The organism is Actinomycetospora succinea (genome assembly GCF_004363095.1).
In the GTDB taxonomy this organism is placed as follows: domain Bacteria; phylum Actinomycetota; class Actinomycetes; order Mycobacteriales; family Pseudonocardiaceae; genus Actinomycetospora; species Actinomycetospora succinea.
Genome location: NZ_SNYO01000003.1, coordinates 67,342 through 93,417, shown reverse-complemented (window position 1 = coordinate 93,417; position 26,076 = coordinate 67,342). Strand labels below are relative to the sequence as shown.

The window sequence follows — 26,076 nt, the reverse complement described above, 5'->3', positions numbered from 1 at the left end:
GCGATCGCGCAGGACAGACTCTACCCGTCCGCCCCCGAGCGGGCCGACGGGGGATGCCCCTCCCGGGCGGGCGCGCCCGGGCGGGCCGCGCCGGCGCCCTGCGGCCGTGGCACGAGCTCGAGCAGTGTCGCCTCGGGGCGGCAGGCGAAGCGCGCGGGCGCGTACGGCGAGGTCCCCAGACCGGCCGAGACGTGCAGGCGCATGCGCTCGCCCCAGCGGGACGCACCGCGGGCGCGGGAGCGGTCGACGCCGCAGTTGGTGACGATCGCGCCGTAGCCGGGCAGGCGCAGCTGGCCGCCGTGGGTGTGCCCGGCGAGCACGAGGTCGTAGCCGTCCGCGGCGAACGCGTCGAGCACCCGCGGCTCGGGGGAGTGGGTCAGGCCCAGGCGCAGGTCACACGGCTCGTCGACGGGGCCGGCGATGCGGTCGTGGTCGTCGCGGCCGATGTGGGGGTCGTCGACGCCGGCGACGGCGATCCGCACGCCGCCGACCGTCAGCGTGTGCCGGGCGTGGGTCGCGTCGAGCCAGCCGTGCTCGAGGAACGCCGCCCGCAGGTCGCGCCACGGCAGCTCGGGGCCGAGGACCCGGTGCTGGGGGCGGAACAGGTAGTGGCTGGGGTTCTTCGGCTTCGGCCCGTGGTAGTCGTTGCTGCCCCAGACGACCACGCCGGGCCGGTCGAGCAGCGAGCCGAGCGCGCGGAGCACCTCGGGCACGGCGCGGGTGTGGGACAGGTTGTCGCCGGTGTCGACGACGAGGTCCGGCTCGAGGGCCGCGAGACCTTCGACGAACCGGCGCTCGAGGCGCTGTCCGGGCCGCAGGTGCAGGTCGGAGATGTGCAGCACGCGCAGGGTGCGTCCGGCCGCCGTCACCGGGTCCAGCACCTCGAGGCGGGCCCGGCGCAGCGCGAACCACTGCCGCTCGACCCCGACGGCGTAGCCGAGCCCGAGCGCGCCGGCCGCGGTCACGCCGGCCCCGAGCTGCACGGTGCGGCGCAGGAGCCCGCTCATCCGCCTCCTCCGTTCGCGGCGCCGGCGAGCGGCGGACCGGCCGGCGGCGACGGCGCCGCGGGCACCGTCCCGTTGGACACCTGCAGGGTCACGACCTGGTCGGGCAGCACCGAACCGCGCGGGTTCTGGCCGACCACGGTGCCCGCGGGCGCCCGGTTGCCGACGGCCTGCTGCGACACCCGGAACCCGGCGTCCTGCAGCTCCTCGGTGGCCTCGTCGGCCTGGTCGCCGACGACCTCGGGGATCTGCTCGTTCGACCCGCCCTGCAGGTAGCGGGGGCTCGTCGGCGGCAGCGGGGCCACCGGGAGCGGCGCGAACAGCGGGTTCATGGCCTTGAACCACGTGCGGGCCGGGGTGGTGCCGCCGAAGAGGTTGCCGTCGCCGCACGGGAACGGCGGGCTGTCGCCGCCGCCGTCGCAGAGCGTCCGCGGGGACGAGGAGTCGTCGAACGTGATGACCGCGCCCGCGTACTGCTGGTTGAAGCCGACGAACGCGGCGGAGCGGTTGTTCTGCGTGGTCCCGGTCTTGCCCGACAGCGGGCGGTTCCAGCCGTTGGCGCCGGCGGCGGAGGCCGCGGTGCCGCCGGGCTGGTCGTCCTTGCTGAGGCCGGTCATCAGGGTGTCGGCGAGCGCCGGGTCGACGACCTGCTCGCAGGGCTGCTCGGCCACCGGGACCGGGGCGCCGCTCGTGTCGGTGATCGACTCGATGGGGCTCGGCGGGCACCACATGCCGCTGGAGCCCAGCGTGGCGCCGACGTTGGCGAGCTCGAGCGGGCTGGTGGGCGTGACGCCGAGGGTGAACGAGCCCTGGTTCTGCGCGCGGGCGGTGTCGGCGATCGACACCCCGTTCGGGCCGGGGTCGGCGAGCGAGCGCAGGCCGAGCTTCACCGCCATGTCGACCACCGGGGGCACGCCCGTGGTCTCCATGAGCTTGACGAACCCGGTGTTCGGCGACTGCGCGAGCGCGTCGGTCATGCTCAGGAACGGGGCGAGGCCCTCCTCGGCGTTGCGCACCGGGAACGGGCGCCCAGAGCCGTCGCGGTAGATCGGCGACGCGTAGCCGTCGGGCGGGATCGGCATCTGGTAGTTGATGCCCAGCCCCTCCTGCAGGGCCGCGGCCGCGGTGAAGATCTTGTACGTCGAGCCGGCGCCGAGGTTCACCGGCTCCCACGGCAGCCCGTAGCTGGTCTGCAGGGCGCTGCCGTCCACGCCGAAGACGCGGTTGGCGCCCATCGCGACGACGCGGTGCTTCTCGCGGCCCGGCTGCACCGTCGCCATGACGTCGGCGACGTTGCGCTGCCGCGCCGGGACCTCGCTGTCGAGCGCCTGCTGCATGGCGTTCATGGCGTTGCGGTCGAGCGTGGTGCGGATCGTGTAGCCGCCCCGGTTGACCTGCTCGGACGAGATGCCCGACTCGCCCAGGTAGTCGACGACGTACTTGCAGAAGAAGGCGGCGTTGCCGGCGCCGATGCAGCCGTTGGGCGGCGTCGCCAGCGGCTCGACGATCCCCAGCGGCGCGGCAACGGCCTCCTGCGCCTGCTGCTGGGTGATCATGCCCTGGCCCAGCATCTGGTTGATGACCTCGTTGCGCCGGCCGGTCGCGGCCTGCGGGTGGCGCGTCGGGTCGAACTGGGTCGTCGACTGCACCATCCCGGCGAGCATCGCCGACTGCGGGATCGTCAGGCGGTCGGGCGTGGTGTTGAAGTAGGTCCGCGCGGCGGCGGCGACGCCGTAGGAGTTGTTGCCGAGGAAGACGATGTTGAGGTAGCGCTCGAGCACCTCGTCCTTGGCGTCGCGCTTGGTGCGCCCGCTGGCGAGCTCGCGCTCGAGCTGCAGGGCGACGCGGACCTCGCGCAGCTTGCGGGCGTACGTCGGCTCGGTGGCCTGCAGGCGCTCGGACTCGGTCTGCGCGGTGACGTAGAGCTGGTAGTTCTTGATGTACTGCTGCGTCAGCGTCGAGGCGCCCTGCTGGGTGGAGCCCGCGGTCTGGTTGGTCACCAGCGCGCGCAGCGTGCCGGTCCAGTCGACGCCGTCGTGCTCGTAGAACCGGCGGTCCTCGATGGCGACGATCGCGCCGCGCATGGCGGGCGACATCTGCTGCAGCGAGACCGGCGTGCGGTTCTGCTCGTAGAGGTAGGCGACCGGGGCGCCCTGGTTGTCGGTGACGGTGGTGACCCCGGGCAGCTGACCCGCCGCGAGGTCCGACGACGTCGCGTTGACGGTGTCGCTCGCGTCGTTGGAGAGCAGCCCCACGCCGCCCACGAACGGGAAGGCCATCCCCGCCGCGATCACGCCGGCGACCAGGCAGACCGCCAGGAGCTTCGTGATCGGCCGAACCTTCGCACCGACGCTTCTTCCGCCCCTCGCCACGGCGACGAGGGTACGCGGTGCGTCGTATGGGGCCTGTCGGTGCGGCAGGCCCGGCGTGGCCCCACGCGCACGCATCGTCACGGATCCTTCCGATTCCGTTGTGAGGGGAACCGCGCGCTCCTAGTCTGCGTCAGACCCCGATGACGGGCCGGCCGCGCCCGGGGACCGATCCGGAGCGCGCACGGGGACCACCTGCGGGGAGGTGTGTCCACGGACGAGGGGCCCGCACGGGGAACAGAGGGTGGGGACACGACGTGACAGGTGAGTCGACGGCCGCGGCGACCTCGATCGACTGGCGGCACTCCGCGCGCTGCCGTGACGAGGACCCGGAGACCCTGTTCGTGCAGGGTGCCCTGCAGCGCGACGCCCGCGAGGTGTGCCGGTCCTGCCCGGTGCGCACCGAGTGCCTGGCGCACGCACTGGACAACCGCATCCGCTTCGGGGTCTGGGGCGGCATGACCGAGCGCGAGCGGCGCGCGCTGCTCAAGCGGCGCCCGGACGTCATCTCGTGGGCGGCGCTGCTCGAGTCCGCGCGGCGCGCAGCGGCCGCGAGCCCGCCGGCGAACCCGCAGGCCCCGGCGGCCCGCGAGCGCCGGGCGCCCCGCCCCGCCCCGGAGGCGAAGCCGGACACCGGCCGCCGACAGGCGGGCTGAGCGCGACCGTCAGGACGCCAGGCGGCGCCCGATCTCGCGCAGACCGTCGAGGTCGTGCACGTCGGTGGCCATGGCGGGCACGTCGATGATCGGCACCGTCGGGTGCGCGCGCGTGAAGCGGCCCAGCACCCTGCGCTCGCGCTCCGCGGTCTCGACGCGGTCGGCGTGCAGCCGGAGCACGGCGGCGGCCACTTCGTCGCCGCGCGAGGCCTCGAGCGTCTCGGCGCCCTCGCGGGCGCGGGCGCCCGAGAGCGTGGCGTGCACTGGGTGGGTCCGGTTGAGCACCAGGCCCGCGAGCGGCATGCGCTCGTCCGAGAGGCGTTCGACGAAGTAGCTCGCCTCGCGCAGGGCGTCGGGCTCGGGCGCGGCCACCACGACGAACGAGGTGCCCGGGGCGCGCAGCAGCTGGTAGGTCCGGTTCGCGCGCTCCTGGAAACCGCCGAAGAGCGTGTCGAAGGCCTGCACGAACGCCGACGCGTCCGCCAGCATCTGCCCGCCCAGGATCGTCGAGACGGCCTTGGCGAACAGGTTGAACGTCGACCCGACGATCTTGCGGAACGCGTTGCCGCCGGCGCGGGCGGGCGCGGAGAGCAGCCGGATCATGCGCCCGTCGAGGAACGACGAGAGCCGCTGCGGGGCGTCGAGGAAGTCCAGCGCGGAGCGCGAGGGCGGGGTGTCGACGACGATGAGGTCCCAATCGCCCGCGGCCGTGAGCTGCCCCAGCTTCTCCATCGCCATGTACTCCTGCGTCCCGGAGAACGACGTGGAGATGGTCTGGTAGAAGGGGTTGTCGAAGATCGCCTGCGCGCGATCGGGCGTGGTGTGCCCGGAGACCATCTCGTCGAAGGTCCGGCGCATGTCCAGCATCATCGCCTGGAGCTCGCCCGTCCCGGACCCCGGCGACAGCGCGCCCGGCACGGTGCGCGGCTCGTTGTCGAGCTCCTCGAGCCCGAGCGACTGGGCGAGCCGGCGCGCGGGGTCGATGGTCAGCACCACGACCCGCCGGCCCTGCTCGGCGGCCCGCAGCGCGAGCGACGCCGCGGTGGTCGTCTTGCCGACGCCGCCGGAGCCGCAGCACACGAGCACCTTGGTGGCGCGGTCGGCGAGCAGCGCGTCGAGGTCGAGGTGGCGGGGCCGTCCCGACCGTGCCGTGTCGGCCATCAGCGCACCCCCTGCTCGCGCAGCAGCTCGGCGAGCTCGTAGATCCCGCCCAGGTCGACGCCCTCGGTGAGCTCGGGCAGCTCGAGCTGCGGCAGCCCGGCGGCGTCGAGCCCGGAGCGGACGGCCTTCTCGACCTGCACGCGCTCGGCGTGCTCGACGGTCTCGCTCACGAGGCCGTCCACCTCCTCGTCCTTGAGGAACAGCCCCGCGGCCTCCAGCCCGGAGCGCAGCCCCGCGCCGAGGCCGGCACCGGTGGCGGCCCCGGCGAGCGCGGTGGCCGGCAGGCGCGAGGGCCGGACGCGGTTGACCAGCACCGCGCCCATCGGCAGCCCGGCCTCGGTGATCTCGGAGACGGTGTCGAGCGTCTCCTGCACCGGCAGGTCCTCCAGCTGGGTCACCAGGTGCACGGCGGTGCGCGACGAGTGCAGCAGCTCGACGACGCCCTCGCTCTGGGTGCGGATCGGCCCGGTGCGCGCAAGCGTGCCCATCGCCTTGGTGACGTCGAGGAACTTGACGACGCGGCCGGTGGGCGGCGCGTCCAGCACGACGGCGTCGTAGAGCGGCACGCGGCCCCGTCCGCCGCGCCCGTCGCCGACGGTGCGCCCGACGCACTCCTTGACCTTCCCGGTCAGCAGGACGTCGCGCAGGCCCGGCGCCAGCGTCGTCGCGAACTCGATCGCGCCCATGCGCCGCAGGCTCCGCCCGGCGAGACCCAGGTTGTAGAACATCTCGAGGTACTCGAGCAGGGCCGCCTCGGCGTCCACCGACAGCCCGCGGACCTCGCCGCCGTCGGGGGCGACGGCGATGCGCTGCTCGGCGTAGGGCAGGGGCGGGGTGTCGAAGACCTGGGCGATGCCCTGCCGGCCCTCGACCTCGACGAGCAGGGTGCGGCGGCCGCCGGCGGCGAGCGCCAGGGCCAGCGCCGCGGCCAGCGTCGTCTTGCCCGTGCCGCCCTTGCCGCTCACCACGTGCAGCCGGGCCTCGGCGAGGGCGGCGGGCCAGTGCTGATCGGTCACGTATCCACCCTAGGCCCGGTCGGCGAGCCTCGCGGGCGGTGTGCACGGGGTCCGGGTCACAGCGGCGTCGGGGGACTTCTCTACCCTCGCGGACATGACTGCGGACGCCGTGAAGTGGGAGTACGCGACGGTGCCGTTGCTCACCCACGCCACCAAGCAGATCCTCGACCAGTGGGGTGAGGACGGCTGGGAGCTGGTCACCGTGCTCCCGGGGCCGACGGGTGAGCAGCACGTCGCGTACCTGAAAAAGCCTCGTCCATGACCGGAGCGGGCGGTCCCCGGGAGGCGCTGCGGTCGCTCGGGCTGGAGCTCCCGCCCGTCGCGGCGCCGAAGGGCGTCTACGTCCCGGCGAAGCGCACCGGCAACCAGGTGTGGACCTCGGGCCAGCTGCCGCTGGTCGGCGGCGAGCTCCCGGCCACCGGGCTCGTCGGGGCCGAGGTCGACCCCGACGACGCGGCCGCCTACGCCCGCATCGCCACGCTGAACGCCCTGGCCGCGATCGACGCCCTCGTGGGGCTCGAGGCGGTGGCGTCGGTGGTCAAGGTCGTCGGCTTCGTGGCCTCCGCGCCCGGGTTCGGCGGTCAGCCCGGTGTGGTCAACGGTGCGTCGGAGCTCCTGGGTGCGGTCTTCGGTTCGGCGGGCGAGCACGCCCGCTCGGCGATCGGAGTCGCGGCGCTGCCGCTGAACGCCCCGGTCGAGGTTGAGGTCGTCGTCGACCTCACGTGAGCTGGAAGCGGACCCACCCGGCACCCCGGGCGGGTCGGGCGGCGGACGCCGCGGGCGGATCGGAGCGCAGAGCGTGGAATCGAGGACCGGGACCGGATCCGGGACCGCGTCGTCCAGCGATGCCGAGAGGGCGTGTCACGACGTCCTGCTGGCCATGGCCGGGCGACTGCCGGACCGCCTGCTCTGGCGCCTGCGCGACTGGCTGTCCTGCGGCGCCCACGTCGCGCTGCGCACCGCGCTGCCCCGCGCGCTGCTGCGCCACCGCGTCGGGGTCACCGAGGACGAGCGGGCGCGCCTGCGCGCCGCGGTCCTCGCCTGGGGCGGGCCCGCGCGGCTGGTCGACGCGGTGCTGCACGTCGACGCCGCGCCGGAGCCGGCCGCGACCTTCGTCGAGCCGGCCGCCGGGCCCGGGTGGGACGACACCGACCTGGTGCTGCGCGCCCTCGCCCCCGTGACCGCCGGCGTCACCGCGATCCGCCGGGCCTGGCGCTCCGGGTCCCACGGGCCGGTGCGCATCGTGCTCGTCGCCGCCGACGGCACCGCCGACCGCGCGGCCCTCGCCGGCGCCGTGCAGCGCGCGCTGCGGGCACGCGGCGAGGCCGATCCGTGCGTCGAGGTGCTCGGCGCGTCGAGCGCCGGCGCGCCGTACCACCGCGCCGCGCTCGCCGCCTCCGAGGTGCTGTGGCGCTCCAGCGAGGGCCGCGTGCCCTCGCCCACCCGCGCCGGGCTCGGCGCGCAGGCCGGGGAGCTGGTGGGCCATGGCTGAGCGTGACATGACCGGCGAGGACCACCAGGACCTCGAGGCGCCCGGGCTCGCGCGCCGCCGCGCCGAGGACCCGCCGCGCATCGGGCGGTTCGGGTTCGGCGAGCTGGGCGGGCTCGGTGAGCTCGGCGGCCTCGCCGGCGGTGGCGGCGATCTCGCGAACCTCCCGCCCTGGTCGGTCCGCGACGACGGCGCCGAGAGCGCGGGGACCGAGCGGCCCGACCGCGACCCGGTCGCGCTCGCCGCGTGGCGCCGGGTGGCCGAGCGGCGGCGGCAGCGGGCGTCGGCGGCGTCCGCAGCGCTGACCCCGGAGCCGTCCGAGCCGGTGGAGGATGTGCCCGAGCAGCCCGTCTCCCAGCGGGCGCTGGCCGAGCAGGCCCTCGCGGCGCTGGAGCGGGCGGCGGTGGAGGACGGGCCGCCCCTGGTGCCGGAGGTCGTCGACGAGCCGCCCGTGATCCCGGCGGCCGTCGACGAGCCGGTCGAGCCGCCCCGCGACGACGACGCCGGGGTGTTCGCCGGCGTCGCCGCGGCCGTCGCCGACGCCGATCCCGACCCCGACGACCGGTCCACCGGCGACGAGGGGCTCGAGCCGTGGCTCGGGACCCGCCCCGTCGAGGCCGAGGTCCGCGACCCGCACGCCGGCCCGCCCGGGCGGCCGTCCGGGCCACCGGCCGCCCGCGGCGGGCACGACCCGCGCCCCGGCGGCGGTCCCTCCGAGCCGGGCGGGCGCCACGAGGTGCTGCTCTCGCTGGCCGGCCGGATCGACGACGACGCCCTGACCTCGGTGCGCGAGCTCGTCGCCGTCGAGGACGAGGCCGCCGCGGCGGAGCTGCTCGGCGGCTGCCTCCTGGCGGCCGGCGCCGGCGTCACCGCACGCGAGCACGCCGTGCTGGGGCGCTGGTTCGCGGCGTCCCGCGTCGACCCCGAGCTGGTCGACGCCCTGCCCCGCGACCCCGAGGCCGACCGGCGCGACGAGCACCGCTTCACCGCCGACCCCCCGTCGGGCCCCGCCGGGGCGGGCGGCGCGGGCGAGGCCGTGGCCCGGGCCGCCGCGCGCCTGCCCGGCGTGCAGCGCGTGCACCAGTGCTGGCGCACCACCCCGGCGGGCACCGCGCCCGGCCCGGTGCCCCACCGGGTCGTGCTCGTCGAGACCCACTCGGTCGACGACTGCGAGCACGTCGCCCACCACGTGGCGCACGCCGCGCGCGAGCACGGGGCCGTGTCGGTCGAGGTGTTCGCGGCCGGGGCCGAGCTCCCCGCCTACCACCGGGCCGCGGTCCGCGCCGCCCGCCCGCTCGACGCCGCGCCCGCGTCCGGCGAGACCGCGGCCGTGCGCTCGCCGGGCCTGTCCGCCCGCGTCGTCCCCGGGTCGTCGACGTTCGCGCCGTCCGGCCCGGCGACGCCGCTGCGCCCCCGCCGGCCGGACCCCGCACCGTCCGCGCGCCGCGGCGAGGAGGTCCCGGCGTTCGGGGCCCCGGCCGGCGACGAGGTGCCGCCGTTCGGTGTGCCCACGCCCGCGGCTGCCGCCACGCCCGCGGACGAGCCGGAGGTCGAGGCGGCCGCGGCCCCGGTCGAGGCCGCCGACGAGGAGTACCGCACGGTCGCCTCCGCGGGTCGCGATCCGCTGGAGCGCGCCGAGCCGCGGCTCCCACAGCGCGACACCACCGGTCAGAGCGACCGCCCGTCGATCGCGAAGGCACCCGTCACGCCGCCGGTCACGCCACCGGCCGCGAGCGCCCCGCGCGAGGAGACCCCCTCCGCGCCCGCCGCTCCCGAGCCCGTCGCGCCGCCCGAGCCGGCACCGGTCGACCTCGACCCCGACGTCACCGCGGAGCGCATCGCGGCGCTCTGGCGCGTGCCGCCGCCCGACGAGATCCTCTCCGATCAGCACCCGATCTCGAGGTGGAGCGAGGGCCCGGTCGGCCCGACCTTCGGACCCGGCGAGGACGAGCCCGTCACGACGGCCCAGCAGTTCCCCGGGTCGCCGCTGGACGAGGCGCCCGGGCGGGACGCGTCCGCCGAGGCGCCGGTCGACCCCGACGCGGCCACCGGCGACATGCCCGTCGTCGGCCCGCGGACCACGCCCGCCGCCGCGGACGGCCAGGTGCGGCGCGCCCGGCACAGCCGCAGCGAGACCGGTGAGTTCGAGATGCCGGTCGACCCGCCGACCCAGGCCGCGCCCGCGCCGACCAACGGCCACCGCCACGGCCCGGAGGCCGACGGACACGACCGTTCCGGCGACGCCGCGACCGGCCCCGTGGAGCGTCCCGAGCAGGCCCCGCCCGAGACGTCCGCGCCGTCCGCACCGCGCCCGCCCGCCTCGTCGGGCCCCGACTCCTTCGACGTGCAGCTCTCCGAGCGCGAGCGCGAGCTCCTGGCGCGCCTGCACGAGGAGCTGGCCTCGCGGGAGCGCCTCGCGCCCGAGAGCCCGGACCCGTTGCTCGGGCGCCCGCCCGCGGGCCCGCCGGCGGCACCACCCGGGTCCGAGGAGGCCACCGCGCCCCGGCCCCGCCCGACCGGTCCGCAGGGACCGGGCCGCACCGGCTCGTGGCAGGGCCCGCCGCCCGGGGCCGCGGGCACCAACGGGCACGGCCCCGTCAACGGGCACGGCCTGCCGCGTCGGGCGGATCACGACGACGAGGACGGCCCGACGCAAGGAGCTTGAGCCGTTCCGGCGACGAGGAGACGGCCCGACAGCGCTCCTCCGTCGCGCTGCCCGACCGTTCCCGCGCCGGAGCCGTTCCGGCGACGAGGAGACGGCCCGACAGCGCTCCTCCGTCGCGCTGCCCGACCGTTCCCGCGCCTAGGGTCTTGCGGGTGACCACCGATCTCGTCGACCTGCCCCCGCGGTTCGGGATGGACCGGCCCGCCTTCGACAAGCTCGGGAGCCGACCGCCGGGCGAGCTGCGAGCGGCGACGTCGGTGATCCTGGCGCGGGACGGCGCCGAGGGCCTCGAGGTCTTCCTGCTCCAGCGCGCCGACAGCATGGCGTTCGGGGCCGGCATGTCGGTGTTCCCCGGCGGCGGCCTCGACGGGGGCGACCGCACGGCGCTGGCCGACGGGCTCGTCGACACCGGCGCGGCGGTGGAGGCCGCGGCGAGCTGGGGGACCACGCCCGAGGAGGCCGCCGCGCTGCTCGCGTGCGCGGTGCGCGAGACCTACGAGGAGACCGGGGTCCTGTTCGCCGACGTCGACGCGCCGGCGGCCGGTACCCGGGAGCGCCTGGTGGCGCGCGAGGTCGGGCTGCGCGACGTCGCCGGACGCGTCGCCGCCGACCGGCTGCGGCCCTGGGCGCGCTGGCTGACCCCGGAGGTCATGCCCAAGCGCTACGACACCGCGTTCTTCGTCGCCGCCGTCCCGGAGGGCCAGGAGCCCGACGGCGAGACGAGCGAGGCGGTCGGCGCCGGCTGGTGCGCGCCGTCGCGCGCGCTGCGGGAGTGGGACGCGAAGGAGCGGGGCCTGATGCCGCCGACCTGGGCGGTGCTGACCGAACTGGCCGCCGCCCCCGACGTCGCCACCCTGCTGGCGTCGGCGGCCGGCCGCCGCCCGGAGCCGATCACCCCGAGCCTGCGCCCGGGCGACGAGCGGGTCGGGATCGCGGTGCCGGCGCACGCGTTCGGGGGGCAGGCGTGAGCGGGCGCGTCGTCCCCGGGCCCGCCGCGCCGGAGCACCCGGCCTACGAGGAGCTGCGTCCGGTCACCGAGGCCGCGTCGGTGGTGCTCGCCGAGAACCCGTCGCCGATGACGCTCGACGGCACGAACACCTGGATCCTCCGCGCGCCGGGCCAGCCGGGCTGTGTGGTGGTCGACCCGGGTCCCGAGGACACGGTCCACCTCGACCGCCTCGCCGCCTGCGGGCCCGTCGAGCTCGTCGTGCTGACCCACCGCCACCTCGACCACACCGAGGCCGCCCGCACGTTCGCCGAGCGTGTCGGCGCGCCGGTCCGCGCGCTCGACCCGGAGCTGACCCTGGGCGCCGAGGGGCTCGGCGCGGGGGAGCGCCTCGCGGTCGCGGGGCTCGACCTGCGCGTGCTCGTGACCCCGGGCCACACCGACGACTCGCTGTGCCTGGTGGTCGACGACGACGGCAGCGTGCTCACCGGCGACACGGTGCTCGGGCGGGGCACCACCGTGCTCGGGGACTACGAGGGCGCGCTCACCGACTACCTCGCCTCGCTGCGGTACCTCGCCGAGCTGCCGCCGGGCACGACGCTGCTGCCCGGGCACGGCCCGGACCTCCCCGACGCCGGCGACACGGCGCGCTACTACCTGCGCCACCGTGAGGAGCGGCTCGACCAGGTGCGCGCGGCGCTGCGCGAGCTCGGTCCGGAGCCCGCGCCGCGCCAGGTCGTCGAGATCGTCTACGCCGACGTCGACCAGTCGCTCTGGCCGGCGGCCGACCAGTCGGTGGCCGCCCAGCTCGAGCACCTGCGCCGGGTCGACTCCTAGCGGGCCCGGCGCGCCAGACGGTCCGGCTCGAGGATGAGGACGCTCTTGCCCTCGAGGCGCAGCCAGCCGCGGGCGGCGAAGTCGGCCAGCGCCTTGTTCACGGTCTCGCGGGAGGCGCCGACGAGCTGGGCGATCTCCTCCTGCGTGAGGTCGTGGGTGACGCGCAGCAGGCCGGCCTCCTGCGAGCCGAAGCGCTGCGCGAGCTGCAGCAGCGCCTTGGCGACGCGACCGGGCACGTCGGTGAAGATGAGGTCGGCCAGCAGGTTGTTCGTGCGGCGCAGCCGGCGGGCGACGACGCGCAGGAGCTGCTCGGCGATCTCGGGTCGCTGGGCGATCCACTCGCGGAGCGCGTTGCGGTCCATCGTGTAGGCGCGCACGTCGGTGACGGTCGTGGCCGTCGAGGTGCGCGGGCCCGGGTCGAAGATCGAGAGCTCGCCGAACATGTCGGACGGGCCGAAGATCGACAGCAGGTTCTCGCGACCGTCCGGGGAACGGCGGCCGATCTTCACCTTGCCGGTCGACACGATGTAGAGCCTGTCGCCGGGCTCACCCTCGTTGAAGATGACCGTCCCGCGGGGGAACTCCACGCGCTCGAGGGACTCGGTGAGCACCTCGATCGCGGCGGGGTCGACCCCCTGGAAGATCCCGGCCCGCGCCAGTACCTCGTCCACCGTGCGCTCCTCGCCCACTCTCGTTCACCTGCGCGCGGGCCCCGGGCCGTCGGCCCGCGTCCGCACCTCTGTGTCGCCGGTCACGTTCGCGCCAGCAGCATAGTCACGTTTCTACCCATGATCTCGCTGCGGGAGGCCCTCGGGACTCACCGCATCGGGGTCGATCCCTCGAGCTCGCGCCGCGCATTCGCCCGATCGGACCATCATAGCCCCCGGGATCTCCGAGGCGTCGCTGCCGTGCGTGAGCGTCAGGCCCGTTCCTTGGTTCGTCGGGGACCGCCGCGCTTCCCGAGATTGCGGAGGCGGAACAACTGGAGCGCGCCGCCGATCCCTTGACGGAACAGCGCCTTGACCTCGTCCGGGCGGGCGCGCTCGAGGAAGTCCTCGACCTCGTCCTCGCGCACGGTGCCCGACCGCAGTCGGGTCTCGAGGCGCTCCATGCCGAGCGCGAAGACCATCACCAGCAGGGGGATGAGGATGGCGAGCCAGGCGGTCATGGTGAGCGCATCGTCCCGCACCGACCTGTGGCGTCACGCACCGGGGGCCCGTCGGGCGTGTCGCGGGAACGCTCCCACCAGCGCTTCCGATCTCAGGGGCACCGGGCCCGGCCGAGCGCCGCGGGGCCGCGTCCTACCCTGGGTGGGTGAGCAGGGCAGCCCGCGCCGTCGGGGACGAGAGCCGACTCGCCCTGGTGCGGCGGGCCCGGCGGATGGACCGCGAGCTCGCGGTCGCGCACCCCGACGCGCACTGCGAGCTGGACTTCACGTCACCGCTCGAGCTGCTCGTCGCCACCGTCCTCTCGGCGCAGACCACCGACGTGACGGTCAACCGGGTGACGCCGGGCCTGTTCGCCCGCTACCCGGACGCCGCGGCCTTCGCGGCCGCCGACCGCACGGAGCTCGAGGAGATCCTGCGGCCCACCGGCTTCTTCCGCGCGAAGGCCGAGTCGGTGACGAAGCTGGGCGCCGCGCTCGTCGAGCGCTTCGGCGGCGTCGTGCCCGGGCGCCTCGAGGACCTCGTGACGCTGCCCGGCGTCGGGCGCAAGACCGCCAACGTCGTGCTCGGCAACGCCTTCGGCGTCCCCGGGATCACCGTCGACACGCACTTCGGGCGCCTCGCGCGCCGCTTCGCGTGGACGGCGTCGGAGGACCCGGTCCAGGTGGAGAAGGAGGTGGGCGAGCTCATCCCGCGCAAGGACTGGACGATGCTGTCCCACCGGCTGATCTTCCACGGGCGCCGTGTCTGCCACGCCAAGAAGCCCGCGTGCGGCGCCTGCTCGCTGCGGCGCGACTGCCCGTCGTCGCAGACCGGCGAGCTCGATCCGGTCAAGGCCGCCAAGCTCGTCAAGGGCCCGGACGCCGACCACCTCCTCGCCCTCGTCGGCCTCGAGCGGTGACCCGCGCCGAGATCCGGGCCACGCTCGTGGTCGTGGTGCTGGCCGTCGTCGGGGTCATCGCGCTGTGGCCGCGCGACGCCGCGCCGCCCGCCGCCGAGTCCTCGTCGGTGCTCCAGCCGGCGCCGGACGCGGGCCCCGACGACCCGGGCGCGCTCGCCGACGCCCGGGCGGCGGCCGAGCTCGAGCCCTGCCCGGCCCCGGTGCCGGGCGCGGCCCCCGTCGGCGCACTCGCGGGCGTGACGCTGGACTGCCTGGGAGCGCCGGGCCGGGTCGACCTCGCCACCGCGCTCGGCGGGCGCGACACGTTGGTCAACCTCTGGGCGTCGTGGTGCGGGCCGTGCCGCGACGAGATCCCGGCGCTGCAGGCCTACGCCGAGCAGCCCGGCGCCGTCGCGGTGCTCGGTGTCGACGCCGCCGACCGCGCCACGACCGCGCTCGCGCTGGTCGAGAGCCTCGGCGCCCGGTACCCGTCGGTGAGCGACCCCGACCAGGTCGTCGGCCCGAAGCTCGGCGCGCCGCCGATCCTGCCGGCGAGCGTGCTCGTGCGCGCCGACGGCAGCGTCGTCGACATCCCGCCGCAGGTGCTGCGCACGCCCGAGCAGGTGCGCGCGGCCGTCGACGCGGCGCGAGGGGCGGCCCGGTGAGGACCACCTGCGAGGACGTCCGCCCCGACGCCGCGCCGGGCTGGCTCGCGCCGCTCGTGGACGCGTGCCGTCGTCTCGGTCCCGACGACGTCCCGTTCCGCCGCCGCCTCGCCGGCACCGCACCGAACGGGCGCGCCGCCGCGGTGCTCATGCTGTTCGTCGACGACGGCGCGGGCCCCGAGCTGCTGCTCACCGAGCGCGCCGCCGAGATGCGCTCGCACGCGGGCCAGGCGGCGTTCCCCGGCGGGTCGATCGACCCCGAGGACACCGGCCCCGTGGGTGCGGCGCTGCGCGAGGCCCAGGAGGAGACCGGGCTCGAGCCGGGCGGCGTCGTCCCGCTGGTGACCCTGCCGCCGCTGACCATCCCGGTCACCGGCTTCGCCGTGACGCCCGTGCTGGCGCACTGGTCGCACCCGTCCCCGGTGCACGTCGTCGACCCCGGCGAGACCGCCGCGGTGGTGCGCGTGCCGGTGGCGACGCTGGCCGACCCGGCGACGCGGTTCCGCGTCACCGGGCCCTCCGGTTACACGGGTCCTGCGTTCGCCGCAGGAGGATTGCTCGTCTGGGGCTTCACGGCCGGGCTCGTGGACTGGATGCTCACCCTGGGCGGGTGGGCGAGACCCTGGGACGGTTCCGACGTGCGTGACCTCGACGAGGTGTGGGCGCAGCGGCACGATCTGAGCAGCGCACACCCTGCGCCGAGCCGGCCGGACACGGCCGAAGGAGGGCCGATCCGGTGAGCTGGGTCGACGTGGTCGTCGTGCTCCTCGCGATCGCGGCGGGCATCTCGGGCTGGCGCCACGGTCTCGCCGTGGCCGCCCTGAGCTTCCTCGGCGTGCTCGGCGGCGCGCTGCTGGGCCTGAAGATCGCGCCGGCGCTCGTCGACAACTTCGAGGGCACCACCTCGAAGATCGTCGTGAGCGTCCTGCTCGTCGTCGCGCTGGTCGCGCTGGGCGAGACGCTCGGGGTCTACCTGGGTCGGGCGCTGCGCGACCGGATGCGCCTGCCCGCCGTGCGCACCGTCGACTCGTTCTTCGGCTCGATCCTGCAGGCGATCACCGCGCTGATCGTCGCCTGGCTGATCGCGCTGCCGCTGGCGGGCTCGTCGGAGACCGCGCTGGCGTCCTCGCTGCGCGACTCGCGGGTGCTCGCCGGCGTCGACACGGTCATGCCCGCCCCGCTGCGCCAGCTGCCCAACGAGCTGCGCGCGCTGTTCGACGCGTCGGGCTTCCCGGACGTCCTGAGCCCGTTCTCCTCGACGCCGATCGCGGACGTGCCGCCGCCCGAGCAGGCGCTCGTCGAGGACCCCGTGGTGCAGCAGGCCCGCTCCAGCGTGCTCAAGGTCCGCGGGCGCGCGCCGTCGTGCCAGCGCGCGCTCGAGGGCACCGGCTTCGTCATCGGCGAGGACCGGGTGATGACCAATGCCCACGTCGTCGCCGGCACCGACGAGGTGTCGGTGGAGGTCCCGACCTCCGACGGCGACGCCCGCACCCGCTCGGCGCGCGTCGTCTACTACGACGACGAGGTCGACGTCGCCGTGCTCGCGGTGCCCGGGCTGGACGCCGACCCGCTGGAGTTCGACTTCGCCAGCGCCGAGACCGGCGACAACGCGGTGGCGCTCGGCTACCCGCTCGACGGCCCGTTCTCGTCGTCGCCCGCGAAGGTCCGTCAGCGGATCCAGCTGCGCGGACCGAACATCTACGAGAGCGAGACCGTCACCCGCGACGTGTACACGATCCGCGGGCAGGTCCGGTCCGGGAACTCCGGCGGCCCGCTCGTCGACCCCGAGGGCCGGGTCATCGGCGTCGTCTTCGGTGCCGCGGTCGACCAGGGCGACACGGGCTTCGTCCTCACCGCCGACCAGGTCAAGCCGGCCCTCGACGCCTCCCCGACCGCCACCGGCCGCGTCAGCACCGGCTCCTGCGCGGCCTGAGTCGTCGGGCCAGCGCACACGAGGTGTGCGAGCGATGCGGCTTTGCTGGCGTCTGACGCCAGGATCGCCACATCCTCGCTAGCGCGACACGCCGTGTGTCAGCGTGGCGGCCACGCTCGCGTTGAACGTCAGGAAAGCCCCCACGATCACCCGTCGAGGAAGTCCAGCAGCGCGTCGGTGACGTGCTGCGGCGCCTCCTGGTGCGGGAAGTGCCCGACGCCGTCGAGCGTCCGGTGCTCGTGCCCGGCGTCGCACCAGCGCGCCGAGGCGCGGGCGACGCGGTCGGGCACCCACGGGTCGGCGCCGCCGTGGATCTGCAGCACCGGCACCGTGACGCGGCGCTTCATCGTCGTGGCGTAGCGCGCCCCGTCCGGCCGGAACTGCGAGCGCACGCTCCAGCGGAAGCCCTCGATCGCGGTGTGCGGCACGCGGGGCAGGAGCATGGCGGCGCGGTGGTGGTCGGCGACCTCCCCGAACTCCGGCGCGGCGACCCAGTCCGGCCCGGAGCCGGCGCGGAGCAGGTCGGCGACCCAGGCGCCCTCGTGGCGGCGCACCCGCCGCTCCGGCAGCCGCGGCGGCTGCAGCGACATCAGCGTGCGCAGCGCCGGACCCCACGGCCGCCGACGTGCCGCGGCCCGCAGCGCCCGCGGGTGCGGCGCCGCGAGGACGCCCACCCGCGAGACGACGCCGGGGCGCAGCGTCGCGAGCGTCCACGCGACGGCGCCGCCCCAGCCGTGTCCGACGACCGTCGCCTCGCGCGCCCCCAGCGACCGGACGAGGCCGGCGGCGTCACCGGCCAGCGTCCACAGGTCGTAGCCGCGGGGCGGCCGGTCGGAGTCGCCGTAACCGCGCAGGTCGGCGGCGGCGACCCGGTAGCCGGCCGCCGCGAGGGCGGGCAGCTGGTGGCGCCAGGCCCACCAGAAGCCCGGGAACCCGTGCAGCAGCAGCACGAGCGGCCCGGAGTCGGGACCGGCCTCGGCGACGTGCAGCTGGACGCCGTTGGCCGAGACGGTCCGGTGGGTCCAGGGGCCGGCGATGTCGACGGCGGACCCGGAGGTCACGCCCGGGACGGTGTTCAGGCGGCGTCGGAGCGGCCGCGACTGAAGACCGCCACCGACTCCTTCGCGGACTCGATGGTCCGCTCCGGCGCCTTGATCTTGCGGACCTTCAGGTAGCCGAGCAGGCCCATGATCCCGGCGAAGAGGATCATCAGGCCGAAGGTGACCGCGTACCCCGCCCACTGCTGGGTCGGCCAGATCAGGTTGAAGGCCTCGGACACCGCGATGAAGAAGAAGAACAGGCTGAACAGCGCGACGACGCCGGCGACGACGAAGAAGACGCTGCCCTGCACGCCCTTCTTGACCTCGGCGGTGATCTCGGTCTTCGCGAGCTCGACCTCGGCGCGGACCAGGGTCGAGACGTGGGTCGAGACCTCCTTGACCAGCGACCCGACGGAGGCGTCGCCGTCCTGCCGCACGGGCTCGGCGTTGAGGGGGATCGACGGGACGACCGGCGGGGTGGACGAGCCGCTGGCGGGCTGCTCGGGGCGGGTCACGGGCGCTCCTGGCGGTGTTCGGTCGCTCGGGTCGGATCGTCGAGCGGGTGCTGAGGTCGGTCATCGTGCCACGTCACCGGCGGTACTCCGCGCCACACGGTGTGCCGCGCGCTGATCACGCTCGGCCCGGGTCTTCCCCCGCACGCCGGTCGGTACTCCGGCGGTTCCCCCGAACGGGGCTACTCGCCGGTGGGGCGACGGCGCAGCGCCTTCACCGCGCCCTGGCGGCGCTTGTTCTCGAGCCGGCGGCGACGCGCCGAGCGGGACGGTCCGGTGGCACGGCGATCCGGTGGGTCGGGAGCCAGCGCGTCGCGGAGCAGGGCGGCGAGACGCTCGCGGGCGGACCGGCGGTTGCGGCGCTGGGAGCGGTCGTCGGCGGCGACGACGGTCAGCACGCCGTCGTGCAGACGCCCGGCGAGGCGTGCGAGCAGCCGGTCGCGGTCGGCGTCGCGCAACGGGGCGTCGCGCAGGTCCACCGAGAGCTCGACCCGGGAGTCGGTGGTGTTGACGCCCTGCCCGCCCGGTCCGCCGGCGCGGGAGAAGCGCCAGTGCAGCGTGGCCGCGGGCAGCACGACGTCGCGGGTGACCCGGAGGTCACCCGCGACGTCGTCGGTCCCCGGGTGCACACCCGGAGGATGCCCCGGTTCAGCTGCGCGGACCCACGGGCAGCACCGTGCGGCCCCACGTGGCGTTGGTGACGACCGCCGCGGAGGCGTACCAGGCGATCAGCGCGGACAGCAGACCCACGAAGCCGCCGACGGTGGCGATGGCGTCGGCGCCGGTGAGGTCACCGACGGCGAGCAGCGAGAACGTCAGGAACAGGGTGGCGAACACGCCGACCAGCGCGCTCGTGGTGCGCAGCGAGGCGATCAGCATGTAGAGCGTGAAGACGGCCCAGCCGACGAGGAAGAGACCGGTGGCCGTGGTGATCCCGGCCTCGGGGACGCCCGAGGCCTCCATCTCCGGCTCGATGAACTGCACATAGGCGGCGAAGGCGAGCCAGAACGCGCCGTAGGAGCAGAACGCGGTGGCGCCGAACGTGTTGGCCTTGCGGAACTCCCACAGTCCCGCGACGAACTGCGCGATGCCGCCGTAGAACAGCGCCAACGGCAGGACGGCGGGTTCCAGGGACTCGGGGGCCAGGCCGGCGTTGAAGAGGCTGAGCACGAACGTGGTGAGGGCGAACGCCGCCAGCCCGAGCGGACCGGGGTCCGCGATGTTCTGGGTGGGGTCGGCGGGAGCACGTTCCGGGGTCGTCCGCGTGGTGCGCTCCTCGCGCATCTCGGTCGTGCTGGACATGGGTGCTCCACTCCGTCGGCTGTGTTGCGGGTCACGTGGGGCAGGGGCTGCCCGTGTTCGCGATCCGGATAATCGAAAACAACGGACCGGACCGATACAGGGCCGTCCGGCCCTTGCCAGCAGGACCGTTCGGCCGTGTGGGATGGGCTGTGACGTGGGCCCCCGGGATCGTCCTGCGACCATGTCCCGCCGTGGCCGACCCGCTGGAGCCCCTGACCCGCCTGCCGGGCGTCGCCGACGACGCCGACGCCGTCCGCGAGGCGCTGACCCGGGTGCACAACCACCGCACCAACCGCCGCGGCTGGCCCGCCACCGCCGCGGAGGCCTCCGTGCGCGCGGCGCGGGCGTCGGCGAGCCTCGACGGCGGCTCCGCCGAACTGCCCACCGACGGGCCGGTCGACGACCCCGTGCTCGCCGGCTCGATCCGCGTCGCCGAGGCGCTCGGCGGGCTCCTGTCCGCCTGGCGATCGGCGCCGCGGCAGGCGCTCGCCCGCCTGCACGTGCTCGCCGCCGCCGACCTGCCGGGGGTCACCGACGACGACCTCGGCCGGCCCCGCCTCGACGCCGGCGTGGGCGAGCGCCTCGACGCCCTCGCCGGGCTCGTGACGGGCGGGACGTCGGTGCCCGCGCCCGTCCTCGTCGCCGTCGTCCACGGCGAGCTGCTCGCCCTCGCGCCGTTCCGGTCCGCGACCGGGGTCGTCGCGCGCGCCGCGGCCCGCCTCACCGCCGTCGGGACGGGCCTCGACCCCAAGGGCCTCGCCGTCCCCGAGGTCGGCCACTACCGCGCGGCCGACGAGTACCGCGCGTCCGCCGCCGCCTTCGCCACCGGCGAGCCCGACGGACTCGCGCGCTGGTTCGCGCACTGCGCCGCGGCCTGGCAGGTCGGCGCCCGCGAGGGCCTGGGCATCGCGGACGCGGCCGCCGCGTAGGTCAGGCGCGCAGGACGGCCGCCCGGGCGCCTCCGTTGCGGCGTCCGGGCGCGGATCGCGGCCCATCGTGCGGCGCGGTCGTCCCCACCCCCGCCCTCGGTCCACAGGCGGCGAACCGCTGCTCACGGCACCGGCTCCCGACCCGGCAACGTGCTCCTCGTCAGGCGGTGGACGGGGAGGGCACGGGCGATGGGGATGGCTGGCGCGAACGACCGGCGCGTGGTCGTGATGACCGACGACGAGGAGCTCCTCGACGAGGTCGTGCGGCTCGCGGCCGCCGCCGAGGTCGAGCTCGAACGGGTGCCGGACGCGCCGGGCCTGCGGCGGCGCTGGCACACCGCCGCGCTCGTGCTGGTCGACGAGGCTGCCGCGCGCGCCGTCGGGCCGCTGCGGCTCGGGCGGCGTGACGGCGTGGTGCTCCTGTGCCGGAGCGATCCGCCGGGGACGCTCTGGGAGCACGCGGTCGGGGTGGGCGCCGAGCACGTCGTCTCGCTGCCCGAGGGCGAGGACTGGCTCGTCGCCGAGCTCGCCGACACCGGGCCGCGCGACGACGCCGGGCCCGGGCGGGTGGTCGCCGTGGTCGGCGGACGCGGCGGTGCCGGGGCGTCGGTGCTCGCGGTCGCCGTCGCGGCCCACGCCGGCTCCCGGGACGAGCGGGTGCTGCTCGTCGACTGCGATCCGCTCGGCGGAGGGCTCGACCTCGTCGCGGGCGCCGAGGAGCTCGAGGGCCTGCGCTGGAGCGGGCTCGCCCTCGGCGGCGGGGGCGGTGGCCGGGTCGCCGCCGCGTCGCTGCACGAGGCGCTGCCCTCGCCGGGCGGGATGCTCACGGTGCTGGCGTGCGACCGCGCCGGCGCGGGCCCCGATCCCGGCGCGGCGGTCGCCGTCGTCGAGGCCGGGCGGCGGGCCGGCGAGGTCGTGGTCTGCGACCTCCCGCGCCACCCCACCGACACCGCGCTGGCGGTGGCCGACGTCGCCGACCTGGTCGTGGTGGTCGTACCGGCGGAGGTCCGTGCGGTGGCCGCGGCGACCCGCGTGATCGAGCCGCTGGCCGAGCGCGGGGTGGTGCTGCGGCTTGTCGTCCGCGGGCCCGCGCCCGGCGGGCTCGACGCCGAGGACGTGACGCACGCGCTCGGCCTCGACGTCCTCGCGTCCGTGGACGCCGAGCCGGGCCTGGACCGGGCGCTCGAGCAGGGCAGGGTGCCGGGAGTGCGCCGCGGGCCGCTGCAGGACGCCGCACGGGCCGTGGTCGATGCGCTCGACGCCGTCGCCGACCGGGGACGGGCGGCATGAGCGCCGCGCCGGAGACGCCGCTGGTCGAGCGGGTCCGGACGCGCCTCGTCACCTCCGGCGGGCAGGCCGGGGCCGGCGAGCTCGCCGCGGCGGTGCGGGCCGAGGCGCGCGGCGTGGTCGGCGACGCGGACGTCCTGACGGCGGTACGCGGCCTGCAGCGCGAGCTGGTGGGGGCCGGGCCGCTCGAGGAGCTGCTGCGCGAGCCGGGCACCTCGGACGTGCTCGTCACCGCGCCCGACGCCGTGTGGATCGACCGCGGCGCCGGCCTCGAGCGCACCGCGGTGTCGTTCCCCGACGAGGACGCCGTGCGCCGCCTGGCCCAGCGCCTCGCGAGCGCGGCCGGGCGGCGCCTGGACGACGCCAGCCCCTACGTCGACGCCCGCTTGCCCGGTTCCGGGGTGCGGCTGCACGCGGTGCTCGCCCCGGTCGCCGCCGACGGCACGTGCGTGTCGCTGCGGGTGCTGCGCCCCGCCCGCCACGACCTCGCGACGCTGGCGGCCACCGGCACGGTCGACGCCGAGGGCGCGGCCCTGCTGCGCGCTGTGGTGGCCGCCCGGCTGGCCTTCCTCGTGGTGGGCGGGACGGGCTCGGGCAAGACGACGCTGCTCTCGGCGCTGCTCGGCGAGGTGGCGCCGAGCGAGCGCATCGTGTGCGTCGAGGACGCCGAGGAGCTCCGGCCCGTGCACCCCCACGTCGTGCGGATGGTGTCCCGCCCGGCGAACGTCGAGGGCGCGGGCCAGGTGCTCCTGCGCGACCTCGTGCGCCAGGCGCTGCGGATGCGCCCCGACCGGCTCGTGGTCGGCGAGGTGCGCGGCGGCGAGGTCGTGGAGCTCCTCGCGGCGCTGAACACGGGCCACGACGGCGGCGCGGGCACGGTGCACGCCAACGCGCCCCGCGAGGTGCCCGCGCGCCTGGAGGCCCTCGCGGCGCTCGGCGGGCTCGGCCCGGCGGCCCTGCACAGCCAGCTCGCCGCCGCGGTGCAGGTGATCCTGCAGGTGCGGCGCGGGGGCGACGGCGCGCGCACGCTCGACGCGGTCGGCATCCTGCGCCGCCGCGACGGGGCGGGCGAGGTCGTCGTGGTGCCGGCCTGGACCCGCGGCGACGGCTGGGCGGTCGGGCGCGCCGACCTCGCGGCGATGCTGCGTGAGCGCGGGGTGGCGCCGCCGTGGGAGGGCGCGCCCGACCCCCAGGGCCCGCCCGAGCCGCCCGAGCCCGCGCCGCCGTCGCTCGTGCCCGCCCGACCGCCGCGCGCCGTGTCGGTCGCCGCCGGAGTGGCCGTGCTGCACCGGGAGCCGGCGTGAGCGCGGTGGGCGTCGCCCTGGTGCTCCTCGCCGCGGCGCTCGTGTGCTGGCCGGCTCCCACCGCGCCGCTGCGCGTGGCCGTGCCCGCTGCGCCTTCGTGGCGGGTGTCGCTGTCCGGTCTGCCGGCGCTCCTGCGTCGCCGGGCCGTCCTGCTGCCCGGCGCCGTCGTCGTCGGGATCGGGGTCGCCGGCCCCGGCGGTGCCCTCGCCGCGCTGGCCCTCACCGCGACGCTGCACCGCCACCGCACGGCGGCGGGTGCCGAGCGCGACCGCACGGCCGCGACCGCCGGGCTCGCCGAGGCCCTGTCGTCGTTCGCCGCGGAGATCCGCGCCGGCGCTCCGCCCACCGCGGCCGCGGCGTCGGCGGGCACCGACGCGCACCCGGTCGCGGCCCGCGTGATGACGCTGATCGGGTCCACCGCGCACCTCGGGGGCGACGTCCCCGCCGCCCTGCGCGCCGCGCGGACGCGGGAACCGGCCGTCGCCGTGCACCTCGACCGCCTCGCCGGGGCGTGGGCGCTCGCCGACCGGCACGGCATCGCGCTCGCCGGTCCTGCGGGCGCCGTGGCGCACGACCTGCGGGCCCGCGCGCGGATGGCCGGCGGCCTGCGGGCACGCCTGGCCGGACCGCGCGCCACGGCCGCGGTGCTGGGCGGGCTGCCGGTGCTCGGCCTGCTGCTCGGCGAGGGCATCGGCGCGCGGCCCTGGGCGGTGCTCACGACCGGCGTGGTCGGTCAGGTGCTCCTCGTCGTCGGCGTCGGGCTGGTGTGCGCCGGGCTGGCGTGGACGGAGCGGATCGTGGCGGGGGTGACCCGGTGAGCGTGTCCGCCGGCGTCGCCCTCGCCCTGCTTGCGGTCGCCGCCGCACTCGTGGTGGCGCCGGGCCCGGTCGCCGCGCACCACCGGGTCGCCCCGCCCGCCCCGGCCCGGCGCCCCGCCCGCGAGGGCCTGGTGGCCGGACTCGCCCTGGTCGCCGTCGGCCTCGCGCTGCTGACCGCCGGCGCGGGGACCCCGGGCGTGCTCACGATCGCCGCCGGCGTCGCCGTGGTGGCCCTGTTGCCGCGGTGGCAGGCGCACCGGGCGCGCCCCCGGCCCGACCCGCTGGGCCTCGCCGGGGCGTGGGACCAGCTCGCGGCGTGCCTGCGTGCCGGGCTCTCGCTCGACCGCGCCGCCCGGGCCGTCGTGCCGGTGCTGCCCGCGGCGGCCGGCGAGGCCCTGGGGCGCGTGGCCGACCTCGTCGCGCTGGGCGCGGACCCGGCCGCGGCCTGGGCGCCCGCCCTCGATACGCCCGACACGGCCCGCCTCGCCCGCGCCGCCCGGCGCTCGTCGCGGTCCGGCGCCGCGGTCGCCGACGTCGTCGAGTCCGTCGCCGCCGACCTGCGCGCCGAGGCCGCCGACGCCGTCGAGTCCCGCGCCGAGCGGGCGGGCGTGCTCGTCACCGGGCCGCTCGGCCTGTGCTTCCTGCCGGCGTTCCTGGCCCTGGGCATCATCCCGGTGGTCGTGGGGCTCGCCGGCCCGCTGCTGGAGCAGCGATGACGCCGCCCGCCCCGCCGGGGCGTGGGAGGAGAGGAGAACCCCATGTCAGCACCGTCAGCACCGTCAGCACCGAACGCACCCACCGCGCGAGCACGCCTGCGCGACCGCCTCGCGCACCTGCGCGACGACGACGCCGGGATGTCGACGGCCGAGTACGCGATCGGCACGGTCGCGGCCGCGGCGTTCGGCGCGATCCTCTACAGCGTGGTGACCGGGCAGAACATCGTCGCCGGCCTCACCGGGATCGTGCAGCGGGCGCTCGACACCGCCTTCTGAGCCTTACGAGCGACGCCGGCTCGGTGACGGTCGAGGCCGCGTTCGCGGTCGGCACGCTCGTCGTGGTGCTGGGGATCGTGCTCGCGGCGATGGGCGCGGTGGTGCTCCAGCTGCGCTGCCTCGACGCGGCCACCGAGGCGGCGCGCCTTGCGGCCCGCGGCGACGCCGAGGGCGCCCGGCGGGCCGCGGAGCAGCTGCTCCCCGGCGGCTCGGAGGTCGGCGTCGACGTCCGCGGCGACGACGTCGTGGTCCGCGTCCGCGCGGTACCGCTCGGCTCGGCGCTCCCGGGCCTGCGCATCGGCGCGGAGGCCTCGGCGGCCCGCGAACCCTCGCCGGTGGCGCCGGGCGAGGGCCCCGATCCGCTCCCCGGCGGGACGCCGGAGGCCGACGTCGCGCAGGACCCGGCGTCGGCCTCCGGGCAGTCCCCGCCCGCCTCCGGCGGGTCTCCGCCGCCCGTCACGGCCGCCGAGATCGGTCGTGCGCGATGAGCGGTACGGCGGGCGGTCGGCGAGCGGTCGGGGACGCCGGTTCGGCCACCGTGCTCGCGGCGGCCGCGGTGGGTGTCCTGGTGTGCCTGTTGGGGCTGGGCCTGCAGCTGGGCGCGGCGACGCTCGCCCGGCACCGGGCCGAGACCGCCGCCGACCTCGCGGCGCTCGCCGGGGCCCGCGAGGCCGTGCGTGGGGCCGACGTGGCCTGTGCGCGGGCCCGTGAGGTCGCCGCGGGCAACGGAGCCGACGTCGCGGACTGCGCCGTCGAGGGGTGGACCGTGACAGTGATCACGACCTACCCGTGCCGCTGCCTGCCGAGCGTGTCCGGTGAGGCGACCGGGCGAGCGCGGGCCGGTCCGGTGGCGGTGGGCGGGCCCCCGTCCGGCCGTGCCCGGGTGACCGGCGGCGACCGCGAGGTGAACACACCGGGACGAGCGGAGGGCGGTCCCGGGTGAGCGGCGACCCGCCGGAGCAATCGGTGACCGCCCTGCTACTCATCGCGCGCTCGCCCGCTCGACGGGGCCGACCGTGACGCTCAGCGTGTGATCACGGCCGATGGGCGATGACGGGTGGCGAAGCGACGTGCGCGTGCCGTTACTGGATACAGCACACCGGGA

General features: G+C 76.8%; 29 protein-coding genes. 19 read left to right on the top strand and 10 right to left on the bottom strand.

Going from position 1 to position 26,076, the window contains the following annotated elements; all coding sequences use genetic code 11:
- Positions 1 to 20: 20 nt before the first annotated feature.
- Positions 21 to 1,007: a metallophosphoesterase gene (locus EV188_RS11690; protein ID WP_133826464.1), complete on the bottom strand. Its 987-nt coding sequence runs from the start codon at positions 1,005 to 1,007 to the stop codon at positions 21 to 23.
- Positions 1,004 to 3,376, bottom strand: coding sequence for a penicillin-binding protein (locus EV188_RS11685; protein ID WP_243741636.1), 2,373 nt, complete (start codon positions 3,374 to 3,376; stop codon positions 1,004 to 1,006). The genes EV188_RS11690 and EV188_RS11685 overlap by 4 nt, the downstream gene beginning before the upstream one ends.
- A 254-nt stretch (positions 3,377 to 3,630) precedes the next feature.
- On the opposite strand from EV188_RS11685, the gene EV188_RS32965 reads away from it, so the two are divergent.
- Positions 3,631 to 4,029, top strand: coding sequence for a WhiB family transcriptional regulator (locus EV188_RS32965; protein WP_424922924.1), 399 nt, complete (start codon positions 3,631 to 3,633; stop codon positions 4,027 to 4,029).
- 9 nt (positions 4,030 to 4,038) lie between these two features.
- Here EV188_RS32965 and bagB read toward each other — a convergent pair whose 3' ends face one another.
- On the bottom strand, positions 4,039 to 5,190 hold the full coding sequence (gene bagB / locus EV188_RS11675; RefSeq protein ID WP_133826461.1) for an ATPase BagB: 1,152 nt from the start codon (positions 5,188 to 5,190) through the stop codon (positions 4,039 to 4,041).
- Positions 5,190 to 6,206 (bottom strand): ATPase BagA, encoded by a 1,017-nt coding sequence (gene bagA / locus EV188_RS11670; protein WP_133826460.1) that lies wholly within the window; start codon positions 6,204 to 6,206, stop codon positions 5,190 to 5,192. The genes bagB and bagA overlap by 1 nt, the downstream gene beginning before the upstream one ends.
- A gap of 94 nt (positions 6,207 to 6,300) precedes the next feature.
- On the opposite strand from bagA, the gene sp36 reads away from it, so the two are divergent.
- From sp36 to EV188_RS11640, 6 genes are all read left to right on the top strand, one after another.
- A complete protein-coding gene (sp36, locus tag EV188_RS11665; RefSeq protein WP_133826459.1) occupies positions 6,301 to 6,468 on the top strand; it encodes a Sp36 family protein in 168 nt (55 codons plus the stop codon).
- Complete coding sequence (locus EV188_RS11660) at positions 6,465 to 6,932, top strand: RidA family protein (RefSeq protein ID WP_133826458.1); 468 nt, start codon at positions 6,465 to 6,467, stop codon at positions 6,930 to 6,932. The genes sp36 and EV188_RS11660 overlap by 4 nt, the downstream gene beginning before the upstream one ends.
- Positions 6,933 to 7,086: 154 nt before the next feature.
- Positions 7,087 to 7,698 (top strand): hypothetical protein, encoded by a 612-nt coding sequence (locus EV188_RS11655; RefSeq protein WP_133826457.1) that lies wholly within the window; start codon positions 7,087 to 7,089, stop codon positions 7,696 to 7,698.
- Complete coding sequence (locus tag EV188_RS11650) at positions 7,691 to 10,360, top strand: hypothetical protein (protein WP_133826456.1); 2,670 nt, start codon at positions 7,691 to 7,693, stop codon at positions 10,358 to 10,360. The genes EV188_RS11655 and EV188_RS11650 overlap by 8 nt, the downstream gene beginning before the upstream one ends.
- 152 nt (positions 10,361 to 10,512) lie before the next feature.
- A complete protein-coding gene (locus tag EV188_RS11645; protein ID WP_243741635.1) occupies positions 10,513 to 11,328 on the top strand; it encodes an NUDIX hydrolase in 816 nt (271 codons plus the stop codon).
- Positions 11,325 to 12,143: an MBL fold metallo-hydrolase gene (locus EV188_RS11640; RefSeq protein WP_243741634.1), complete on the top strand. Its 819-nt coding sequence runs from the start codon at positions 11,325 to 11,327 to the stop codon at positions 12,141 to 12,143. Before EV188_RS11645 ends, EV188_RS11640 begins: the two co-directional genes overlap by 4 nt.
- Here EV188_RS11640 and EV188_RS11635 read toward each other — a convergent pair.
- Entirely contained in the window at positions 12,140 to 12,814 is a 675-nt protein-coding gene (locus tag EV188_RS11635) for a Crp/Fnr family transcriptional regulator (protein ID WP_116708603.1), read from the bottom strand. The two genes, EV188_RS11640 and EV188_RS11635, sit on opposite strands and share 4 nt — an antisense overlap.
- Positions 12,815 to 13,062: 248 nt before the next feature.
- The gene (locus tag EV188_RS11630; RefSeq protein ID WP_133826455.1) at positions 13,063 to 13,311 is read right to left on the bottom strand and encodes a hypothetical protein; all 249 of its coding nucleotides are present in this window, start codon (positions 13,309 to 13,311) and stop codon (positions 13,063 to 13,065) included.
- Between the two features lie 212 nt (positions 13,312 to 13,523).
- Here EV188_RS11630 and nth point away from each other — a divergent pair, with 212 nt between their 5' ends.
- Genes nth through EV188_RS11610 form a run of 4 tightly spaced genes read left to right on the top strand, consistent with a single transcriptional unit; the run spans position 13,524 to position 16,787 of the window.
- Positions 13,524 to 14,210, top strand: a complete 687-nt coding sequence (gene nth, locus EV188_RS11625; protein ID WP_208114199.1) for an endonuclease III — start codon at positions 13,524 to 13,526, stop codon at positions 14,208 to 14,210.
- Positions 14,207 to 14,854, top strand: a complete 648-nt coding sequence (locus tag EV188_RS11620; RefSeq protein ID WP_243741633.1) for a TlpA family protein disulfide reductase — start codon at positions 14,207 to 14,209, stop codon at positions 14,852 to 14,854. The genes nth and EV188_RS11620 overlap by 4 nt, the downstream gene beginning before the upstream one ends.
- A complete protein-coding gene (locus EV188_RS11615; protein ID WP_133826453.1) occupies positions 14,851 to 15,594 on the top strand; it encodes an NUDIX hydrolase in 744 nt (247 codons plus the stop codon). Before EV188_RS11620 ends, EV188_RS11615 begins: the two co-directional genes overlap by 4 nt.
- Positions 15,591 to 16,787, top strand: coding sequence for a MarP family serine protease (locus tag EV188_RS11610; protein ID WP_133826452.1), 1,197 nt, complete (start codon positions 15,591 to 15,593; stop codon positions 16,785 to 16,787). The genes EV188_RS11615 and EV188_RS11610 overlap by 4 nt, the downstream gene beginning before the upstream one ends.
- Before the next feature lie 146 nt (positions 16,788 to 16,933).
- Here the strand turns inward: EV188_RS11610 and EV188_RS11605 are convergent, their stop codons facing one another.
- From EV188_RS11605 to EV188_RS11590, 4 genes are all read right to left on the bottom strand, one after another.
- Positions 16,934 to 17,848: an alpha/beta fold hydrolase gene (locus EV188_RS11605; RefSeq protein ID WP_133826451.1), complete on the bottom strand. Its 915-nt coding sequence runs from the start codon at positions 17,846 to 17,848 to the stop codon at positions 16,934 to 16,936.
- Positions 17,849 to 17,862: 14 nt separating this feature from the next.
- The gene (locus EV188_RS11600) at positions 17,863 to 18,342 is read right to left on the bottom strand and encodes a phage holin family protein (RefSeq protein ID WP_133826450.1); all 480 of its coding nucleotides are present in this window, start codon (positions 18,340 to 18,342) and stop codon (positions 17,863 to 17,865) included.
- A 179-nt stretch (positions 18,343 to 18,521) separates the two neighbouring features.
- Entirely contained in the window at positions 18,522 to 18,968 is a 447-nt protein-coding gene (arfB, locus tag EV188_RS11595; RefSeq protein ID WP_133826449.1) for an alternative ribosome rescue aminoacyl-tRNA hydrolase ArfB, read from the bottom strand.
- A gap of 19 nt (positions 18,969 to 18,987) precedes the next feature.
- Positions 18,988 to 19,641, bottom strand: a complete 654-nt coding sequence (locus tag EV188_RS11590; protein WP_133826448.1) for an acetate uptake transporter — start codon at positions 19,639 to 19,641, stop codon at positions 18,988 to 18,990.
- A 191-nt stretch (positions 19,642 to 19,832) separates the two neighbouring features.
- Between EV188_RS11590 and EV188_RS11585 the strand changes: the two genes are divergently transcribed.
- From EV188_RS11585 to EV188_RS11550, 8 genes are all read left to right on the top strand, one after another.
- Positions 19,833 to 20,570 (top strand): oxidoreductase, encoded by a 738-nt coding sequence (locus EV188_RS11585; protein WP_133826447.1) that lies wholly within the window; start codon positions 19,833 to 19,835, stop codon positions 20,568 to 20,570.
- A gap of 189 nt (positions 20,571 to 20,759) precedes the next feature.
- The gene (gene ssd / locus EV188_RS11580; RefSeq protein ID WP_243741632.1) at positions 20,760 to 21,860 is read left to right on the top strand and encodes a septum site-determining protein Ssd; all 1,101 of its coding nucleotides are present in this window, start codon (positions 20,760 to 20,762) and stop codon (positions 21,858 to 21,860) included.
- On the top strand, positions 21,857 to 23,161 hold the full coding sequence (locus EV188_RS11575; protein ID WP_133826446.1) for a TadA family conjugal transfer-associated ATPase: 1,305 nt from the start codon (positions 21,857 to 21,859) through the stop codon (positions 23,159 to 23,161). The genes ssd and EV188_RS11575 overlap by 4 nt, the downstream gene beginning before the upstream one ends.
- On the top strand, positions 23,158 to 23,979 hold the full coding sequence (locus EV188_RS11570) for a type II secretion system F family protein (protein ID WP_166659843.1): 822 nt from the start codon (positions 23,158 to 23,160) through the stop codon (positions 23,977 to 23,979). The genes EV188_RS11575 and EV188_RS11570 overlap by 4 nt, the downstream gene beginning before the upstream one ends.
- Positions 23,976 to 24,695: a type II secretion system F family protein gene (locus tag EV188_RS11565; RefSeq protein ID WP_243741631.1), complete on the top strand. Its 720-nt coding sequence runs from the start codon at positions 23,976 to 23,978 to the stop codon at positions 24,693 to 24,695. The genes EV188_RS11570 and EV188_RS11565 overlap by 4 nt, the downstream gene beginning before the upstream one ends.
- Positions 24,696 to 24,737: 42 nt before the next feature.
- The gene (locus tag EV188_RS11560) at positions 24,738 to 24,971 is read left to right on the top strand and encodes a DUF4244 domain-containing protein (RefSeq protein ID WP_133826444.1); all 234 of its coding nucleotides are present in this window, start codon (positions 24,738 to 24,740) and stop codon (positions 24,969 to 24,971) included.
- A 23-nt stretch (positions 24,972 to 24,994) separates the two neighbouring features.
- A complete protein-coding gene (locus EV188_RS11555) occupies positions 24,995 to 25,459 on the top strand; it encodes a TadE family type IV pilus minor pilin (protein WP_243741630.1) in 465 nt (154 codons plus the stop codon).
- Positions 25,456 to 25,914, top strand: a complete 459-nt coding sequence (locus EV188_RS11550) for an Rv3654c family TadE-like protein (protein WP_133826443.1) — start codon at positions 25,456 to 25,458, stop codon at positions 25,912 to 25,914. The genes EV188_RS11555 and EV188_RS11550 overlap by 4 nt, the downstream gene beginning before the upstream one ends.
- Positions 25,915 to 26,076: the final 162 nt, after the last annotated feature.

Excerpts from the sequence above, each read along its gene's own strand:
- EV188_RS11690 (WP_133826464.1), bottom strand. The coding sequence starts at position 1,007 with ATGAGCGGGCTCCTGCGCCGCACCGTGCAGCTCGGGGCCGGCGTGACC.
- bagB (WP_133826461.1), bottom strand. The coding sequence starts at position 5,190 with ATGGCCGACACGGCACGGTCGGGACGGCCCCGCCACCTCGACCTCGAC.
- sp36 (WP_133826459.1), top strand. The coding sequence starts at position 6,301 with ATGACTGCGGACGCCGTGAAGTGGGAGTACGCGACGGTGCCGTTGCTC.
- EV188_RS11660 (WP_133826458.1), top strand. The coding sequence starts at position 6,465 with ATGACCGGAGCGGGCGGTCCCCGGGAGGCGCTGCGGTCGCTCGGGCTG.
- EV188_RS11655 (WP_133826457.1), top strand. The coding sequence starts at position 7,087 with ATGGCCGGGCGACTGCCGGACCGCCTGCTCTGGCGCCTGCGCGACTGG.
- EV188_RS11650 (WP_133826456.1), top strand. The coding sequence starts at position 7,691 with ATGGCTGAGCGTGACATGACCGGCGAGGACCACCAGGACCTCGAGGCG.
- EV188_RS11630 (WP_133826455.1), bottom strand. The coding sequence starts at position 13,311 with ATGACCGCCTGGCTCGCCATCCTCATCCCCCTGCTGGTGATGGTCTTC.
- nth (WP_208114199.1), top strand. The coding sequence starts at position 13,524 with ATGGACCGCGAGCTCGCGGTCGCGCACCCCGACGCGCACTGCGAGCTG.
- EV188_RS11590 (WP_133826448.1), bottom strand. The coding sequence starts at position 19,641 with ATGTCCAGCACGACCGAGATGCGCGAGGAGCGCACCACGCGGACGACC.
- ssd (WP_243741632.1), top strand. The coding sequence starts at position 20,760 with ATGGGGATGGCTGGCGCGAACGACCGGCGCGTGGTCGTGATGACCGAC.
- EV188_RS11575 (WP_133826446.1), top strand. The coding sequence starts at position 21,857 with ATGAGCGCCGCGCCGGAGACGCCGCTGGTCGAGCGGGTCCGGACGCGC.
- EV188_RS11560 (WP_133826444.1), top strand. The coding sequence starts at position 24,738 with ATGTCAGCACCGTCAGCACCGTCAGCACCGAACGCACCCACCGCGCGA.
- EV188_RS11550 (WP_133826443.1), top strand. The coding sequence starts at position 25,456 with ATGAGCGGTACGGCGGGCGGTCGGCGAGCGGTCGGGGACGCCGGTTCG.